This is a genomic window from Streptomyces sp. WG7 (assembly GCF_049975785.1).
In the GTDB taxonomy this organism is placed as follows: Bacteria; Actinomycetota; Actinomycetes; order Streptomycetales; family Streptomycetaceae; genus Streptomyces.
Genome location: NZ_JBNGGE010000048.1, coordinates 1 through 16,741, shown reverse-complemented (window position 1 = coordinate 16,741; position 16,741 = coordinate 1). Strand labels below are relative to the sequence as shown.

Below are 16,741 nucleotides of genomic sequence, written 5' to 3'. Positions count from 1 at the left end.
CACCGAGTCTCGGCCGGATGGATATGGAGATGCGTCGTCGCAGCATGCGCACACCCTAAACACACCAAGCGCCCTCAGCGCCGCCAGGGCTGCCGTCAACTCCCGCGCGAATTCCCGACGATTGAGGGCGAGTGACATGAGTCACACAAAGAACGCGGCTCCGGTGAACAACCATCCCCGCCTGTCCAGTTTACCCGGAAGGGAATCGCCAAGAATAACCGCAGCCCGAACAAAAAGGAGCACCTTTCTTTCACTTCAGCTATAAACTATTCGAATCATTCAGACTGCCCGCACACGCTTTTCCCGCGGCCGTTCTCCTTTTTCTCTCCCACCAGGGAAGGGTTCTCAGTGAAGCTTCGCCGTTGCCTCGCTGTGGCCGCCGCCGTCGCGGTGACCACGCCCGTCGCGCTGTTCACCGCCGCTCCGGCCCTCGCCGCCGGGAAGCCCGCGGCGCAGATACAGAACCAGCCGACGTACACGGAGCTGGAAAAGGCCGCCGCCGACGCGAGGAAGGCGTACGAGGACGCCGTCGCCGCCAAGGAGAAAGGACTGAAGGACCTCAAGGCCACCCTGGACTCCCTGGGTTCCGACACGCACCCGCTCAAGGCGGCCACGATCACCGCCGCCAAGGCGGCCAAGGACGCGGCGGCCGCCAGGACCACTGCCGAGCAGGCCGTCGCGGACGCCGAGGCCGCGCTCGAAGCGGCCGGGAACGACACCGACAGGGCCGCGGCGCGAAAGGCCCTCGAAACCGCCGAAGCCGATCTGGTGGCAGCGGTCAAGGCCCAGCAGGAGGCCGACATCACGGCCGAGGAAGCCAACACCGCGCTGAGCGACGCCAGGGTGGCGGCCACCCGTGAGTACGGTCTGCTCACGGCGGCCCTCGACAAGGCGAGCACGGCCAGGGAAACCGCCGAAAAGGCACTCGAAGCCGCCAGGAAATGCATCCGGGAGAACGGCCTGACCTCACTCGTGACGGGGCTGCCGTCCGAAGTCGTCGCGGGCACCACCGTCGGTTTCACCCTGCGCGTGACCAATGGCACCGAGCGCACACTGACCGTGGACCCCCTGGTGTTCGTCCACGCGACCGGTGAACACAGCGGTGGGAAGAACCCCTTGGAGGTGAAGTGGTCCACCGGCTCCGACTGGCAGGCCCTCACCGGTGACGGGCCCGAGCACATCGGTCCCGTCGGCACCCTGAAGCCGGGCGGGCGGAGCGACGTGCGGCTGCGGATGCGGATCGACTCCGCCGCCCGGGCCACCGACGCCCTCGCGCTGTTCGCCAGTGACGCCTCCGACGCGTACAAGCCGTGCGTCCACGGCCCGATGAAGCGCTACGAGTTCAAGATCCTGCCCGCGGGCAGCAAGCCCGGTGCGGTCGACGAGGCCACGCCCGGCCGGCCCGGCGGGAACGACGACAAGCGGCCCGACACCGCGGCCCCCGGCACGGGCACGGGCACGGGCCCCTCCGCACAGGGCGGCGCGCCCCAGCAGCCGGCGCAGACACAGGCACAGGCACAGGCCACCGGGGCCGACACCGCCGGCAACCTCGCCAAGACCGGCACGTCCTCCGCGATGGCGCCGCTCGCCGTCACGAGCGCCGTCGCGGTCGCACTCGGCGCCGGTACGGTCTTCGCCATCCGCCGCCGCAAGGCCGCGGCGAACGCCTGACGCGCAGCCGGCCGCCCGGACCCGGGGCACCGTCCCGTGCACTCGGTCCGGGCGGCCGGCCCGCGCCGCTGTGCGGCACAGGCTGCGGGACACAGGCCGCGAGGGACACAGATCGCGAGGCGAATACCGTGCGACAAGGACTGTGAAACAAAAATCAGAGGCCCCGTGGAGTGATCCACGGGGCCTCTGATCCGATGTGCACTCGGCAGGATTCGAACCTGCAACCTTCTGATCCGTAGCTCTATGTGGATCGGTCGGTGAGGGTCATACCGGTCGCGCTCTGGCCTCTCAAAGGCGCCACCGGACGGGGCCGGTTGCTGTGGTTGCTGTACCTCACTGCTGTACTGCCACCGGCTGCGTCGGCCTCATCCTTATCAGGTCGATCGGGGCACCCGAGCAAACTCGATGTTCGGCTGTTCGACCACTAGACACTGGCCGCTGCCGTGCGCCCCGATCCGCGTCCGTACGCGGCTGCTGGTGTCAGCCGTTGATGTCAGGCGTCTGAGCGGGCTTGACACGAGGCTGCGGAAGGTGTCCAGCAACCGTCTGAACGATGAGCAAAGCGATCACCGCGATCACCAGCCAAGTGGCTTGTCGCAGAACGCCGGTCATCGTGTCACCGTTGATCACACATGCCAGCCCAACAGCCAACGAGAGCATGATTTTCTTGCGGCTGTCAGTCCCTCGTGCGAGAGTTGCAAGCAGGTGGGTGTCAAGCACCGACAGTCCACCGAGACCCGGGATGGGCATAGTCCTCCTCGGTTATCAGAAGGGCGCGCCCGGATCCTCTACCAAAGGCGGGCGCGTCCTTCGGTGTTGTTGCTCTAACGGTATGGCACGGCTCCGACAGTAGGTGCCGTTCGCCATCAAGTCTCCTTGTCGAACAGGGCGCACCACCCATCACTAACTCGGGCAGACTCAAGCGAAGTTGAGCACGCGCACGCTAGCTCGCTGACCAGCAAGAACGCAGCCGCTTATCACACGCCACTGACAATCGACGTGTGCACCGCGTGCGATAACCTCATGTCACATCGGACTTTATTGGGCAAACCCCTTGTAAATAGAGTGACTAAGGTCACTCAATTCACGGCCTTCGCAGGCTGTGCCTTACCGGCTCCCACCACTTCCCCCAGCTCCCATCCCGTACGCCGTCGACCCACACACCGTGGAGCAGGCGTGGTTCAGGGGCGTCAAGGTGGAGCGCGCCACTGTACGAACGACCTTGACGCCCCTGGGCCGCGTCTGCTCGGCTCTGCCTGGGTCGATGGTGTACGGGATGGGAGCACCCCACGCACGCCCCAACGTGCCCGCGGTCGGCAACGGCGCCCCCTCCATCCCGGTGCCGGCCGATCCCCCGCCGGAGGCATCGTCTTTGACCGTCGCACGCTATGCGGTCTCTACCCTCGGGCCGCTGCTTCGCTGCGGCCCCATGGGCCGGCCCCGGCGCCGAAGGCGCAGAGGGGTCGGCCCAAGGGGGCCTGCCCGCGCCTCGCGCGGGCCCTTGATGAGGTAGAGAAACCTGTAACAGCTCTCGCTCGGTTCGGGTCAAGACGAAGGCGCGTCAGTAGCCAGGAGGCGGCTCGTGAATCCGGCTTCGCAAAGGCGCTCGTACGCGTCCAGCACGTCGGGGGGCACTGATTGGCTGATCATGAATCCCTGCTCCGGATAGATCATCAGTCGCTGCAGCGCACCAACCAGCATGTCGATCACCAACCGGGCGTCACCGATGGAGTCGACGTACTCGTCGAGCGTCATGGGAGCGGAAGCGCTGACGACCTCGACCGCCGGCCAGAGCTTGCGTGCGGTGGCGTACGCTCGCCGCTCCTCGTAGGGCTTGCTGATGAGGAGCACCGAGGCAACCTCGATCCTCTCCTTCTCCAACAGCTCTCGCGAGAAGCGGATGTTCTCACCTGTGTTGCGGGCGCGCGGCTCTACGAGGATGGCCGTACTGGGGACACCGAGTTCCACTGCCCGTTCCTGGTAGTGGACGGCCTCACCACGGGGCATACGCTCCCGCGTCGTGGGGCTGGTGGCACCGGTGAACAGGAGCAGGGGAGCCATGCCGCGCTTGTACAGGCTCACCGCCGTGTCGGCCACGCCCAGATCGTGACTACCAAGCCCGACGGCGACCGAGCACGGCCGGGGTGTGTGGCCCATCTGGTGGTAGTCCCATACGCGCCGGGCGTCCGCCCAGTCCCGTGCCGAGATCACTGCTCGCCTTCCCTGTCCTTCGCCGAGTCGGGCACTTTGAAGTCGTACTCCCACGCGAAGCGCGATGCCGCGTGTACCCCGATGGCGTACTCCACGACGATGCCCGCGGCCGTGTAGGTCGTCCGATGAAGCTCGACGACCGGTTCGCCCGGTGGCAGCTGGAGCTGCTTCACCTCATCCGGTGTGGCAGCACGGGCGAAAAGTCGCTCCTTCATGTGGTCGATCTCGTAACCGGCGTCGTACAGCACGCGGAACCCTCCGCCTCGGCCGGCGGGCCCTGGCGTGGGGTCAACCAGTCGAGTTCCTTCGACGTGCTCGGGCCGGTAGTAGCTGGTCAACGTGTGCGTCGGCTGATCGCCTTCCTTCACCAGCCGCGCGCGGGCGTAGACCTCGGCGCCTTCCGGTAGTCCATGAGCGGCTGCCACTTCCGGTGGGGCTACGACACGGCTGACCGTCTGAGTCTGCTCGTTCCGGCGGTACCCCCGTCCGGAAGCCACACGGTCCGCGATGAAAGCGACCTCGTCGCTGTCCCGCCATTTGGCCTTGTCGTACCTGGCGATGCCGAGTCGCTTAAGAGGCACGTGCTCACGCACCACGGTTCCGTGGCCGCGAGATGAGGTCACCAAGCCCTCTGCCTCAAGAGCCCTGTAGGCCTGGTGGACGGTGGACTTGCTGCCCTCGCCTGCTGCGACCAGCTCCCTGATCTGCGGGAGCTGCTGGCCGGGGGCGTACTCACCCCTCTTGATCTGTTCAGCCAGCTTGTCCGCCAGCTCCCGCCACTTGGGCGCCATTGCATGACTCCTCTCAACAAGTCCAGTCAAGCACAGTCCCAGGACTGTTGACAGTCCTAGGACTGCGTGCCACAGTCTTGCCAAGCCCACCGCAGTCCTAGGACAGCGGGAAGGACAGGCCTTCTTTGGGCTGCTCCAAAGCTTGGAAACAGGGAGTGCTCATGCCGTCGTTCAAGATCGACCTTTCGACCGCCGTGGTGTTCGTGGCGACCGCGCCGGAACCGAAGATGGCGAACAAGAAGACCGGTGAGCGGGCCATGGACCGGGACAACCCGAGCCTGGGGCTGTCCACCGTGGGCCTGCTGGTCTCGGACGAGGGGGAGGGCAACCTCTACCAGGTGACCGTTCCGGAGAACGGCTACCCGGAGAACCTCGTGCCGGGCACGCCCGTCAAGGTCCACGGCCTCAAGGCGCGGGACTGGGAGAACGAGTTCAACGGCCAGAAGCGGCACGGCATCTCGTTCCGCGCGGTCGCGATCACCCCGGCGGCCTGATCATGGCTGACCTGACGATGTGGCTGGAGGCCACGGGGGCGTTAGCGGGCGCCGGCGGTCTCGGCTACGCGAAGGTACGGGCCCCGCGGGTCTACTGGTCGCTGGTGGGCATGCCGCTCGCCTGGGGGCGGTTCACCTTCTCGTACCGGTCGACGATGGACGTGTGCGGGCTGACGGTTCAGCCGTCCGGCCTGCGGGCGTTCATGACGCGCAACGTCGCCCGCCGTGAGGTGCAGCCGGTACCGCCGAAGATCCGCCGGGTCCGGCCCACGTCGACCGGGCTGCGGGTGACTCTGCGGCTTCCGGCCGGCCTGGAACCCGCCGACGTGATGGCCTCCTCCGAGCGGCTTCGGCACGCCTGGGGTGTGCACTCCGTGACCGTGGTCGAGACCAAGCCCGGGTTCGTGGAACTGCGCATGACCGGCCATGACGTGCTGCGCCGGGTGCGGATGCCGCGCAACGCCGCCCCGCACGATCTGGTGGTGCCGGTGGCACTGCGGGAGGACGGGACCGCGTTCGAGCGGGACTACCGCAAAGCCCCGATGGCGCTGACGCTGGGCGCCAACCACTCGGGCAAGTCGATGTACCAGCGCAACCTGATCAAGGGCCTGGCCCAGTTGCCGGTCGCACTGGTCGGCATCGACTGCAAGCGCGGGGTGGAACAGTCCGCCTTCGCTCCACGGCTGTCGGCCCTGGTCACCACCCCCGATGATGCCGCTTCCCTGCTCGCGGTCCTGGTCGCGGAGATGGAAGACCGCTTCGACCTGCTGAGCCGCCACGGTGTCTCGGACGTGTGGGAGCTGCCCGAACACCTGCGGCCGGTGCCGGTCGTCGTCCTGGTCGACGAGGTGGCGGAACTGTTCCTGATCTCGGCGAAGAAGGACGAGGAACGCCGCGAGCGGATCGTCACGGCCCTGATCCGGCTGGCGCAGATGGCCCGCGCGGTCGGGATCTACCTGGAGATCTGCGGGCAGCGGTTCGGTTCCGAACTGGGGAAGGGCGCCACCATGCTCCGTGCCCAGCTCACCGGCCGTGTGGTGCACCGGGTCAATGACAAGCAGACCGCCGAAATGGGACTGGCCGACGTGGCCCCGGACGCCGTACCGGTTGCCGGTCTGATCCCGATGGACCGCCCTGGCACCGCTGTCGCCGTGGACTCCACGGGCGGCTGGTCGAAGATCCGCACCCCGCACACCTCCCGCGCGGAAGTGGTCGCGGCTTGCCGGGAGTTCGCCCACCTGGTCCCGGACTTCCCCGCCCTCGACCCCTTCCGGCCCCTCGTGCCCACCGAGGTGCCGGCGGCCGGTCCGTCGCTGGTCAAGCCTCGCCCCGTCACCGACTGACTGCCGGGACTGGGCGGCCGGACACGCTCCCCGCCCGCCCCCGGCCCAACCCCCTTCGAAGGGAGGTGCCCCCATGCCCCGCTCGATCCGCATCGATGCCGTACTGGTCCAGGCCGTCATCGCCGGCGCGCTGTCCTTCGCCCATCTGCACGACCTGGCCGAAGCCGCCGGTCAGTCCGGGTGGAAAGCCTGGGCCTACCCGGTCTCCGTCGACCTGCTCCTAGTCGCCGCGTGGCGTCGGCTGCGCACGGCTCGCCGGGACCGCTCGGCCTGGACCTGGTTCCTCATCGCCCTGTTCGCCTCGCTTGGCGCGAACGTCGCGACCGCCGGACTCCTCGACCTCCAGAACGTGCCCGACTGGCTGCGCATCCTCGTCGCCGGCTGGCCCGCCCTGGCCTTCCTCGGCGGAACCCTCCTGGTCCACACCCCCACCGACAAGCCCGGCCCTGCTCCTGCACAGCCTGTGGACGACGAGTCGGACGCCCCGCTGGAAGTCGACGTCACGCGCGACGACACCCCCGCGCCCGTCCCGCCCCCGGCGCCTGCCGCTCCGCAGCTGGCCCCGGCACCGCCACAGCCCGGTCCCACCGCGCCCGCGGTTCCGGCTGCGCTGCTGGATCACGCCCGCAAGCTCGCCGACGCGCACCAGGCGTCGACCGGTGCCCCGATGTCCGCCGACGTTCTCTCGGCCCGGCTCGGTCTGCCCGCGCAGATGACCGACGCGATCGCCGCCCATCTCCAGCTCACCTGACCAGGAAGGAGATCCATCCATGAGCGTCTACCGCCGCTTCCGCAACCGGATCCGGATCGGGCCCGTGCAGGTCGGCACCTACTACGACGGCCGGGGCCGCGAGATGCACACCGCCGCCTGCACGGCCCCGCGCTGCGGCTTCTCCGCCGATTACCACGACCGTTCCGCCGCCGAACTCGCCGCCCGCACCCACCGCTGCAAGGCGTAGGAGGACACCGCGTCATGGACGTCCCGCTCTGGCTCGCCCTGCTCGTCGTCGGCTTCCTGGGCATCAAGCTCATCCGCCCGCCCTGGTGGCTGGTGGCCGTGCTCCTCCTGGGCGGCTACCTCCTCGCCGACAGCCTCCTGTCTCCGGTCATCGAAACCGCCATCAAGTAACCCGAAGGGAGATCCGCCCATGTTCCGCCCCAAGCTCCCGACCATGCCCCAGCCCACGGGCCTGGTCACCTCGCCCACCGTGGTCGAACCGACCAGCATCACGCCCGGCAACCCGGCACCGCCGCCGGCCCCGACCGCCCCCGCTCCGTCCCGGCCCACGATCCAGGTCACGCCCGGCACCGCCCTCGCCCTCGTCGGCGGCGGGACCGCCGTGGTCCTCGTCGTCGGCGCAGTCCTGGTCTCCATGCTCCTGGCGGTCGCCATCACCGGCGTCTCCGTCGCCCTGGTCGCCGTCGTCCTGCGCCTGCTCGTCAACGACATGCACAAGGGACGGTGAGCCATGGAAACCGTGATCGCCGCCGCCTTACCGGCCCTCGGCTGGGCCCTGCACGGCAGCCTGCTCCTGCGCCGCCTGGCCACCGCCCGCCGCGACCCGCTGACCGGCCTGCACACCCGCGCTGGATTCACCACCCGCGCCGAACACCTGCTCGCCAGGAACCCGGCCGCGCTCGTCGTCCTGATCGACCTGGACGACTTCAAGGCCATCAACGACACGCACGGCCACGCTGCCGGTGACGCCGTCCTCACCGCGACCGCCCGCCGACTGCGCGACTGGTGCGCTGGCCACGGCATCGCCGCCCGCCTCGGCGGAGACGAGTTCGCCGCCATCGTCACCGACCCCGCCCACACCCCCGGCACGACCGCGCTGCAAGCCGCCCTCCGCCGGCCTGTCGCCTTCGACGGTCACCTTCTGCCGGTCTCCGCCTCGGTCGGGCTATGCCACCGCTCCGACCTGCCGGTCCCCGCCCTCACCGACGCACTGTCCGCGGCCGACGCCGGCATGTACGCGGCCAAGGGCCACGGAAGGCGCAACGTCCACAACTGAACGGCCCCCGGAGCGGCCTCGGTCGCCAAACTTCCGCCGCTCCGGGCGCCTGCACCCAATCCAGATCCAACGGACCCGAAAGGGAAGCCCCATCATGCCCCAGCACGCCCAGAACACGCGCGTCTGCCGCGACTGCGACGGCTTCGCCACCGCCGCTATCACCACCGGCACCCGCCACACCGACGGCACCCGCGCCACCCTCCAGATCATCTGCCCGGCCTGTAAGGGCACCGGTACCACCGCCCCCGCCGCCAACCTGCACCGCATCGGGCGGTGACGACGATGGGCGACCTCACCCCGACGCAGACCGCCCCCGGCCTGCACATCATCAAGCCCTCCCCGGACGCCCCCGCCACCGGCTCCGCCGTCTGCCACTGCGGCGCCTCCGCCACCGCCACCGGTGACGCACAGGTCCAGCTCCTGGTCCAGGGGTGGGAGGCCAATCACGGTTCCGCTCACAGCCAGAGGGGCAAGTGATGCATGCCGCACTTCCCAACGGTCTGCGGGTGCTGGACCTGTTCTGCTGCCAGGGCGGCGCCTCTATGGGCTACCACCTCGCCGGCTTCGACATCGTGGGCGTCGACCTTGCCCCGCAGCCCCGCTACCCCTTCTCCTTCGTCCAGGCTGACGCACTCGCCTTCGTCCGCGAGCACGGCGCGGAGTTCGACTTCATCCACGCCTCGCCCCCGTGCCAGCGCTACACCCTCGCCCAGCGCATCCAGCACCGGGAACACCCCGACCTGATCGCCCCCACCCGCGCCGCCCTGCAAGCCACCGGCCGGCCGTGGGTGATCGAGAACGTGGAAGACGCGGCCCCGGAGCTGCACGAGCCGGTGACCCTGTGCTCTGCCGCGTTCGGTATGCGCACCTACCGGCACCGCCTGTTCGAGACCGGTGGCGGGTTCACCTTCACAACACCCCGCCACCCGCGGCACACCGCGCCGCTGACCAAGATGGGCCGCCCCCGTGCCGCCGGGCACTTCGCCCACTACGTCGGCAACTTCTCCGGCGTCCAGGAAGCCCGCGACGACATGGGCGTGCCCTGGATGAGCCGCGACGGCATCCGCGAGTGCATCCCGCCCGCCTACACCGAACACATCGGCACCGCCCTCTACGCCTCCCTGCTGGAGGTCGCCGCGTGAACGACACCGCCACCATGGCGGGCCTGGACCCGGCCACCCTCGCCGACGTGCTGAGGCTGGCCGGGTCCCCCGGCTTCGACCGCATCCAAGACCAGATCCGCCGCACCGGAGGCTGCTCCGACCCCATCCACCTGACCGGCTCCACGGTCACCCGCGACGCCGCCACCGGGCAGGTCCTGCACTCCTACTCGACCGATACCGAACCCGGCGGACGGCTCCGCCTCGCCTGCGGCAACCGGCGGGCCTCCCGCTGCCCCGCCTGCGCCTGGACTTACGCCGGCGACACCTACCACCTCATCCGCGCCGGCCTCGTCGGCGACCCCGCCAAGGGCACCCCGCACACGATCCGGGACCACCCGCGGGTGTTCGCCACCCTCACCGCCCCCTCGTTCGGCCCGGTCCACAATCGGCCCGGCAACCGGCCCTGCCGCTGCGGCACCCGCCACGCCGAGGACGCCCCCGAGCTGGGCACACCGCTCGACGCGGACGCCTACGACTACGCGGGCGCCGTGCTGTGGAACAACCACGCCTCCGAGCTGTGGCGCTACTTCACGATCTACCTGCGCCGAGAGATCGCCAAGCGCGCCGGGCTCACGCAGAAGGACGCGAAGGAGCAGTCCCGGGTGTCCTTCGGCAAGGTCGCCGAGTACCAGAAGCGCGGGGCGGTGCACTTCCACGCCGTGATCCGCTTCGACGGACCCGACGGGCCGGACGACCCCCCGCCCGCGTGGGCCACCCTCGACCTGCTCACCGACGCCATCCATGCCGCCGCCGCCCGCGTGGAAGTCGACGTGGACGCGTCCGGGGACCAGCCGGCCCGCACCCTTCGGTGGGGCACGCAGCTCGACGTACGCCCGATCCGCGCCTTCGGGGACGGCGAGGACATCACCGAACAGGCCGTTGCCTCCTACGTCGCCAAGTACGCCACCAAGGCTGCCGAGACCACCGGCACCGTGGACCGCCGCATCGGCAACAAAGAGGCCCTGGCCCTTCTCGGCGTCGCCGACCACCCGGCCCGGCTCATCGCGGCCTGCCTCGACCTGCACGCGCTCTACCCGGACCGCAAGCTCCGCGACTGGGCCCACATGCTCGGCTTCCGCGGCCACTTCTCCACCAAGTCCCGGCGCTACTCGACCACCCTCGGCGAACTGCGCCAGACCCGCGCCGACTACCGCGCCGCCCAGCAACGCGCCGTTCTCGGCCTGCCCGACCCCGACGGTGAGGAAGCAACCACGCTCACCCTCGCCCACTGGTCCTACGCCGGCCACGGCCACACCCCCGGCGAATCCTGGCTCGCCGCCAACATCCGCCGCGACATCCAGCACAACCGCGAAACCGCCCGCGAGGAACTACCCGCCCTGCTCGACCTGGAAGGAAGTGCTACATGACCACGGCTGTGATCACGCGCAAGTGGTACACCACAGCGGAAGTTGCCGAGATGCTCGACTTCGGCCTGTCCAAGACGAAGATGCTCGTCCTGACCGGGGAGATCCGATCGGTCAAGGTCGGCCGCAACCGGCGCATCCTCCCGGCCTGGGTGGATGAGTACGTGGAGCGCGTCGTCTCGCAGGCTGAGGAGGCGGCGTGAGCGGCAAGCGCGGCAACGGTGAGGGCTCCATCTACCCGTACAAGAACGGGTACGCGGCCTACGTCTGGGTGACCAAGCCAGACGGCAAGAGGGCTCGGAAGTACGCCTACGGCAAGACCCGGGAAGAGGTCCACGAGAAGTGGCTCGCCCTCCACGCAGAGGCCAAGCGCGGCCCTGTGACCACACGCCACCGAACGGTAGCCGCGTTCCTCTCCTACTGGCTCGACTCGGTGGTCAAGCCGAACCTGGCTCCCCTGTCGTACGTCTCGTACGAGGGTTCCGTGCGGCTCTACATCATTCCCCACATCGGTGCGAAGCGGCTCGACCGCCTGACGGTCCGCGATGTTCGCGAGTGGCTGACCAAGTTGGCTGGCGTCTGCCAGTGCTGTGCTCAGGGCAAGGACTCGAAGCGTGAGCTCTCCCGTCAGAGGTGCTGTGCGATCGGGGAGTGCTGCGAGGCATACCCTTCCCGCCGCGTGATCCAGGCCGCCCGGGACACCCTGCGGGCTGCTCTCACGCACGCGGTCGCTGAGGAGGAGATCAGCAAGAACGTCGCCTCCCTGGTGAGGGTGCCCAAGCCCCGGCGCCGCCGCATCAAGCCGTGGTCGGTCGCCGAGGCGGGCCAGTTCCTCACCGACGCTGCCGCGCGGGAGGATCACCTCTTCGCCGCCTGGGTCCTGGTGCTCTGCCTCGGCCTGCGTCGCGGTGAGGTCCTGGGCCTGACGTGGAAGTCCGTCGACTTCGAGCGGGGTGAGCTGTACGTGGATCACCAGATCCAGCGCGCCGGACGCCAGATCCTGCACCGCGAGACGAAGACCGAGGACTCCGACGACTTCCTTCCCCTGCCGGCGCTCTGCCTCAAGGCGCTGCGGATGCGTCGTGCTCAGCAGATCGGGGACCGGAAGGCCGCGGGGGAGCTCTGGCAGAACAGTCATGATCTCGTCTTCACCACGAAGTACGGCACCCCGATCGAGCCGGGCAACATGACCCGGATGTTCGCCCTGCGGGCTCGTCGCGCCGGCCTGCGGGTGATCCCGCTGCGGAACACCCGGCACACATGCAGCTCGCTCCTGGTGGCGCTGAAGGTGCACCCGAAGGTGGCACAGCGCATCCTGCGGCACTCGCAGATCGCTATGACGATGGAGGTCTACGCCGAAGCGAGCGAGGAAGAAGTGCGGGCCGCGATCGGCAAGCTGTCGGACGCGATGGGCGGTACCGGGTGATGCGGTTGCTGTACTTCGCTGCTGTACGCCCCTGAAACGCAAGAGGCCCCGGATCTCTCCGGGGCCTCTCACCTGTGTGCACTCGGCAGGATTCGAACCTGCAACCTTCTGATCCGTAGTCAGATGCTCTATCCGTTAAGCTACGAGTGCTTGTCCTGTTCAGTTTTACCGCCGCTCCCGTTCCTTCCGGCCCGCTCGCGGCGACAGGAAGAACATTACATGACTGCCGCCGTCATGTGAAATCCGTTAGCCGCACCCCTTGTGACCTGCGGAAACGATCCATCGAAGCCACCACACGGACCCGGAAGACGCACCGAAGCCCCGGCCAGCTGGGGCCGGGGCTTCGGTGATCGGTGCGGAGGCGGAGGGATTTGAACCCTCGATGGGCTTTAAGACCCAAACCGCATTAGCAGTGCGGCGCCATAGACCGGACTAGGCGACGCCTCCAGACAACATCACCCTTCGCGTACGAGCGCGAGTGGTGCGTGCCGATGATGACACAGTTGAGCTCGCTGTCACCAATCGACCCCTACGGTACTAGGCGGGCGGGCCGCAGGGCAAAGCCCTTACGGCCCGGTCGCGCAACGTCCGGCGCTCCGGCGCGTTAGTCCGGTCATGTTCCAGGTCACTCGCCTTCCCGCCGCCGCCCGAATCCTCGGTGCCGCCGCCCTGTCCGCCGTCACCCTGGCCACCCTGTCCGCCGCGCACCCGGCCGCCGCCGCCGCTGGCGGGGCACCGGGCTTCGATCACCTGACGGTCACCGTCCGGGACGCCGGCGCGGGCGCGGACGGCACGTACGAGCTGTTCTGCAACCCCCACGGCGGCAGCCACCCCGACCCGGACGGCGCCTGTGCCGTCCTCGAGCGCGACACACGGTGGGGGCAGGACGTCTTCGCCCCCGTCCCGGAGGGCAGCGTCTGCACCATGCAGTACGGCGGTCCCGCCACCGCGCACGTCAAGGGCACCTGGGCCGGACGCCCCGTCGACGCGACGTACGACCGCCGCGACGGCTGCGGGATCTCCCGCTGGGACCGCATGGTGCCGCTGCTGCCGGACATGGGGTCGGCAGGGCGGTCGTGAAACCGGTCCTGTGCGGCGCCGGGAGGCGACGCACAGGACACTCGGTCACACGTTCTGCTTCACTTTCCCGTGCGACCTCCCTCGCATCCCACGCCGCCCGCCGGGCCCCAACCCTTAGACTCCCTCGCGTGACACGTTGCGGGCCGATTGGCAAGATGGCCCAGGCGGTCGGCAAGTGCGGTAACCAGGAGGGAAGCGTCTCGTGAGCAGCAGGCCATCCCGAGGCGCTGCTCGCCTCGCAGCCATACTGGACGCGCTGCCCGACGCGTTGGTGCTGGTCAACGCGAACGGCACCGTCGTCAACGCCAACACCATCGCGCTGGAGGCCTTCGAGACTCCGGGCACCGCGCTGGTCGGGCGCGGGCTGCTGGACCTGCTGCCGCAGTTCGACTCGCGGCTCATCCCCGGGTCCATGAGGCGGCCGGACCACATCGATCCGCGGGCGCGCACCAAGCCGACGCGGATGGTCGCCCGGCGCACCGACGGGACCGAGTTCCCGGTCGAGGTCACCAGCGCCAACCTGGAGACCGGCCAGCAGGCCTACGACAACTACGGCTACGCCGGCGACGAGCTGCTGATGCTCGTCGTCCGCGACCTCTCCGGCACCGTCGACACCGAGGCCGAGCTGGCGCGCTCGCAGCGGCAGACCGAGATGATCCTGCGGGCCGCGTCCGAGGGCGTCGTGGGCACCGACACCGACGGGCGGATCGTCCTCGTCAACCCGGCCGCCGCCCAGATCCTGGGCTACCGGGCCAGCGACCTCGGCGGCCGTGAGCTGCACACCCTCATCCTGCACTCGCGGGCCGACGGCTCGCCGTTCCCGTACGACGAGTCGCCGCTCGCCGACACCCTGCGCTCGGGCCGCAAGCACCGGGTGCGCGGGCAGGTGGTGTTCGCCAAGAGCGGCGACCAGCTGCCGGTGGACCTGACGACCGCACCCGTCCGCGACGGGGACCAGCTCGTCGGCGCCGTCATGACCTTCACCGACCGGCGCCCCTACGACGCCCTGGTCAAGGAGCACGAGGAAGCGGAGCAGCGGCACGTCGAGGAACGGGAGCGACTCGCCGAGGAGCACGCCTCCGAGCTGACCGCGCTGCGCCGGCAGCACGCGGATGAGCTGGAGGAGCTGCGGGAGAAGCACGCGGAGGAGATCGCCGCGGACGCCGACCGCTACGCCGCGCTCGGTGAACGGGAGAAGGACCGTTACGAGGCGATCGCCGCCCGGCACGAGCAGCTGCTCACCCTCCTCGGGGACTCCCTGCGCGGGCCCCTGGACGAGCTGCGCCGGGAACTGGCCGCGCTGGCGTCGGACGACGCCGGTCAGCTGTGGCCCGAGGCCAACCAGGTACTGCACCACCTCTCGGCCGGCTACTCACGCATCACCACGCTCATCGACAACGTCCTCGGCTACCAGCGTCTCGACGTCGGCAACGAGAACCTCTCCCGTACGAAGGTGATGCTCGACGCCGTCGTCGCCTCCGGTGTCGACGGGGCCGTGGAACTGATCGGGCCGGGGCGGGTGCAGTTCGCCGTGCACGCGCCGCCCATCGAGGCCGAGGTCGATCCCCGGCTGCTGGCCACCGCGCTCGCGCACCTCGTCGCGGACGTGGCGGGCGTCGACGCCACCGGCAACTCGCCCGTGTCGGCGACGGGCGGCTACCTGGACAACACCGTCGTGGTGGCGGCGGCGCAGCGCGGCGAGGTCGTACGCATCGAGGTGCGCGGGCCGTACGCCGGGGGAGACCCGGTGCACGAGCCGATCGTGCGCGGGATCGTGCGGGCGCACGGTGGCGTGCTGCAGACGCACGAGGTGCCGGGAATGAGCGGCAGCGCGTACGTGCTGGAGGTGCCGATCGGGGGTGGGGCGGGGGCCGTCGCTGCCCAGGGCCAGCCCCAGGCCCAGGTCCTCGCCCTTGATCCGGGGCAGGCACCGGCGCAGGCCGCCGAGGTCGAGGGGGCGACGGGTGGCGCGAGTGCCGCGGGTGCGGGCAACGCCCTGGCCGTTCAGGAGCCGGCTCCCGGTGGCGGACGGCGGCGCGCTCGGCGGGCGTCCGTCGACGCCTTCCTGGAGAGCGAGGTCACGGGCGCTGCGGGTGAGGGCGCAGGCGGGGGCCTCACCGGTGCCGAGGGCGGGGGTGCCGCACCGACCGGGCGACGCAGGCGGCGTGCTGCCCAGGCTCAGGAGCAGACCGTCCCGGAGCAGATCGCCCAGGAGCAGAACTCTCAAGGGCAGATCTCTCAGGGCCAGGCTCAGGCCGCGCAGGCTCAGGCCGTGCGGGAGGAGGCCCAGGCGTCGGCCCCGCTTCCGGTTCCCGCACAGGCGACGCCGGGCGAGGGGTCCGGCGGTACCGGGCGTCGGCGCGGGCGGCCCGCGGAGGCCGCCGGTGCCCCCGCCGGGGGCATGCCCCAGGAGGCGGCCGCCGGGGTGTCCGAGGGCGCCGTCGTCATGGCCGGCGAGCACGGCGGAGGGGCCGCGGCCTCCAACACCGGTCTCGGCGGGACCGTACCGCCGCAGGGCATGCCCGGGCCCGACGGCCGGCGTGCGCGGCGGGACGGTGGGGAGCAGCAGGCGCTGCCCCCGGCGCTGCCCGCGCAGGCCGGTGAGGCGGACCCGCCCGACGCGTCCCAGCCGACCGGGCGCCGGCGCCGCGCCCTGGCCTCCGCGAACGAGCGTGCCGCCGCGCAGGAAGCTGCACCGCGCCAGGTGTTCGCCCTCCCGCCCGCCGACGCGGACCGGCCCTCCGACGAGGCGGAGCCGCACGGGACGGCCGAGGCCGTGGCGTCCGCGGCGACGCCCCCGGGTCAGGTCCAGGTACCCGGCCCGGCCGCCGGCGGTGACGCCCTGCCCGTCAGCGGCGCCCTGCCCGACGAGGGCCGGCACGACGCCGTACCGCACGACCAGGCCGACGACCACACCCCGCCGCAGCCGCACCCGGCCGAGGCGCCCACGGGCCGGCGTCGCCGGGCCGGGGCCGGTCCGTGGGCCGAGGAAGCGGCGCCGCCGGCGATGCAGGGTGGTCCGGTGCAGAGTGCTCCCGCGCAGGCACCACCCGCGCACGGAGCCCCCGTCCCTCCGCAGCACGCCGCCGGCCCGGGCGTGCCCGTCCAGGCCGCACCGGCGCCCGCACCCGCACCCCACGCGGCCGCGCCCCAGCCCGCCGAGGCCACCGCCGGCCCCGCGCA

At 70.4% G+C, this 16,741-nt stretch carries 19 protein-coding genes and 2 tRNA genes; 16 read left to right on the top strand and 5 right to left on the bottom strand.

Annotation, left to right across the window (positions count from 1 at the left end; genetic code table 11):
- The first annotated feature begins 348 nt into the window (after positions 1 to 348).
- The gene (locus ACP4J0_RS31835) at positions 349 to 1,671 is read left to right on the top strand and encodes a hypothetical protein (RefSeq protein ID WP_426602184.1); all 1,323 of its coding nucleotides are present in this window, start codon (positions 349 to 351) and stop codon (positions 1,669 to 1,671) included.
- Positions 1,672 to 2,151: 480 nt separating this feature from the next.
- On the opposite strand, the gene ACP4J0_RS31830 is transcribed toward ACP4J0_RS31835, so the two are convergent.
- From ACP4J0_RS31830 to ACP4J0_RS31820, 3 genes are all read right to left on the bottom strand, one after another.
- Positions 2,152 to 2,391, bottom strand: a complete 240-nt coding sequence (locus tag ACP4J0_RS31830) for a hypothetical protein (protein ID WP_426602183.1) — start codon at positions 2,389 to 2,391, stop codon at positions 2,152 to 2,154.
- Between the two features lie 825 nt (positions 2,392 to 3,216).
- Entirely contained in the window at positions 3,217 to 3,882 is a 666-nt protein-coding gene (locus ACP4J0_RS31825) for a YdcF family protein (RefSeq protein ID WP_426602182.1), read from the bottom strand.
- The gene (locus ACP4J0_RS31820; RefSeq protein WP_426602181.1) at positions 3,879 to 4,673 is read right to left on the bottom strand and encodes a GntR family transcriptional regulator; all 795 of its coding nucleotides are present in this window, start codon (positions 4,671 to 4,673) and stop codon (positions 3,879 to 3,881) included. The genes ACP4J0_RS31825 and ACP4J0_RS31820 overlap by 4 nt, the downstream gene beginning before the upstream one ends.
- Positions 4,674 to 4,834: 161 nt before the next feature.
- Between ACP4J0_RS31820 and ACP4J0_RS31815 the strand changes: the two genes are divergently transcribed.
- The 13 genes from ACP4J0_RS31815 (at position 4,835) to ACP4J0_RS31755 (ending at position 12,478) form a co-directional block, all read left to right on the top strand.
- Entirely contained in the window at positions 4,835 to 5,167 is a 333-nt protein-coding gene (locus ACP4J0_RS31815) for a hypothetical protein (protein ID WP_385642369.1), read from the top strand.
- Between the two features lie 2 nt (positions 5,168 to 5,169).
- Complete coding sequence (locus tag ACP4J0_RS31810) at positions 5,170 to 6,510, top strand: FtsK/SpoIIIE domain-containing protein (protein ID WP_426602180.1); 1,341 nt, start codon at positions 5,170 to 5,172, stop codon at positions 6,508 to 6,510.
- A 73-nt stretch (positions 6,511 to 6,583) separates the two neighbouring features.
- Positions 6,584 to 7,261 carry a DUF2637 domain-containing protein gene (locus ACP4J0_RS31805; protein ID WP_426602179.1) on the top strand — a complete coding sequence of 226 codons (678 nt, stop codon included), beginning with the start codon at positions 6,584 to 6,586 and terminating at the stop codon, positions 7,259 to 7,261.
- A gap of 19 nt (positions 7,262 to 7,280) precedes the next feature.
- Positions 7,281 to 7,469, top strand: coding sequence for a mobile element transfer protein (locus ACP4J0_RS31800; RefSeq protein WP_031017547.1), 189 nt, complete (start codon positions 7,281 to 7,283; stop codon positions 7,467 to 7,469).
- A gap of 14 nt (positions 7,470 to 7,483) precedes the next feature.
- Complete coding sequence (locus ACP4J0_RS31795; RefSeq protein WP_386824561.1) at positions 7,484 to 7,639, top strand: hypothetical protein; 156 nt, start codon at positions 7,484 to 7,486, stop codon at positions 7,637 to 7,639.
- Positions 7,640 to 7,658: 19 nt separating this feature from the next.
- Positions 7,659 to 7,976: a SpdD-like protein gene (locus ACP4J0_RS31790; RefSeq protein WP_426602178.1), complete on the top strand. Its 318-nt coding sequence runs from the start codon at positions 7,659 to 7,661 to the stop codon at positions 7,974 to 7,976.
- Positions 7,977 to 7,979: 3 nt separating this feature from the next.
- The gene (locus ACP4J0_RS31785; RefSeq protein ID WP_426602177.1) at positions 7,980 to 8,525 is read left to right on the top strand and encodes a GGDEF domain-containing protein; all 546 of its coding nucleotides are present in this window, start codon (positions 7,980 to 7,982) and stop codon (positions 8,523 to 8,525) included.
- A gap of 94 nt (positions 8,526 to 8,619) precedes the next feature.
- A complete protein-coding gene (locus ACP4J0_RS31780) occupies positions 8,620 to 8,802 on the top strand; it encodes a hypothetical protein (protein WP_426602176.1) in 183 nt (60 codons plus the stop codon).
- Between the two features lie 5 nt (positions 8,803 to 8,807).
- Complete coding sequence (locus ACP4J0_RS31775) at positions 8,808 to 9,002, top strand: hypothetical protein (RefSeq protein WP_426602218.1); 195 nt, start codon at positions 8,808 to 8,810, stop codon at positions 9,000 to 9,002.
- Positions 9,002 to 9,667, top strand: a complete 666-nt coding sequence (locus ACP4J0_RS31770; RefSeq protein WP_426602175.1) for an SAM-dependent methyltransferase — start codon at positions 9,002 to 9,004, stop codon at positions 9,665 to 9,667. Before ACP4J0_RS31775 ends, ACP4J0_RS31770 begins: the two co-directional genes overlap by 1 nt.
- Complete coding sequence (repSA, locus tag ACP4J0_RS31765) at positions 9,664 to 11,055, top strand: replication initiator protein RepSA (RefSeq protein ID WP_426602174.1); 1,392 nt, start codon at positions 9,664 to 9,666, stop codon at positions 11,053 to 11,055. The genes ACP4J0_RS31770 and repSA overlap by 4 nt, the downstream gene beginning before the upstream one ends.
- On the top strand, positions 11,052 to 11,255 hold the full coding sequence (locus ACP4J0_RS31760) for a helix-turn-helix domain-containing protein (protein ID WP_385629851.1): 204 nt from the start codon (positions 11,052 to 11,054) through the stop codon (positions 11,253 to 11,255). Before repSA ends, ACP4J0_RS31760 begins: the two co-directional genes overlap by 4 nt.
- Complete coding sequence (locus ACP4J0_RS31755; RefSeq protein WP_426602173.1) at positions 11,252 to 12,478, top strand: site-specific integrase; 1,227 nt, start codon at positions 11,252 to 11,254, stop codon at positions 12,476 to 12,478. The genes ACP4J0_RS31760 and ACP4J0_RS31755 overlap by 4 nt, the downstream gene beginning before the upstream one ends.
- Positions 12,479 to 12,555: 77 nt before the next feature.
- On the opposite strand, the gene ACP4J0_RS31750 is transcribed toward ACP4J0_RS31755, so the two are convergent.
- Both ACP4J0_RS31750 and ACP4J0_RS31745 read right to left on the bottom strand, forming a co-directional pair.
- Positions 12,556 to 12,628 (bottom strand) — tRNA-Arg (locus ACP4J0_RS31750).
- A gap of 206 nt (positions 12,629 to 12,834) precedes the next feature.
- Positions 12,835 to 12,925, bottom strand: a tRNA-Ser gene (locus tag ACP4J0_RS31745).
- A 168-nt stretch (positions 12,926 to 13,093) separates the two neighbouring features.
- On the opposite strand from ACP4J0_RS31745, the gene ACP4J0_RS31740 reads away from it, so the two are divergent.
- The gene (locus ACP4J0_RS31740; protein WP_426602172.1) at positions 13,094 to 13,558 is read left to right on the top strand and encodes an SSI family serine proteinase inhibitor; all 465 of its coding nucleotides are present in this window, start codon (positions 13,094 to 13,096) and stop codon (positions 13,556 to 13,558) included.
- 202 nt (positions 13,559 to 13,760) lie between these two features.
- Positions 13,761 to 16,741 (top strand): PAS domain-containing protein (locus ACP4J0_RS31735; RefSeq protein WP_426602171.1); only part of this gene is annotated, 2,981 nt, incomplete at its 3' end.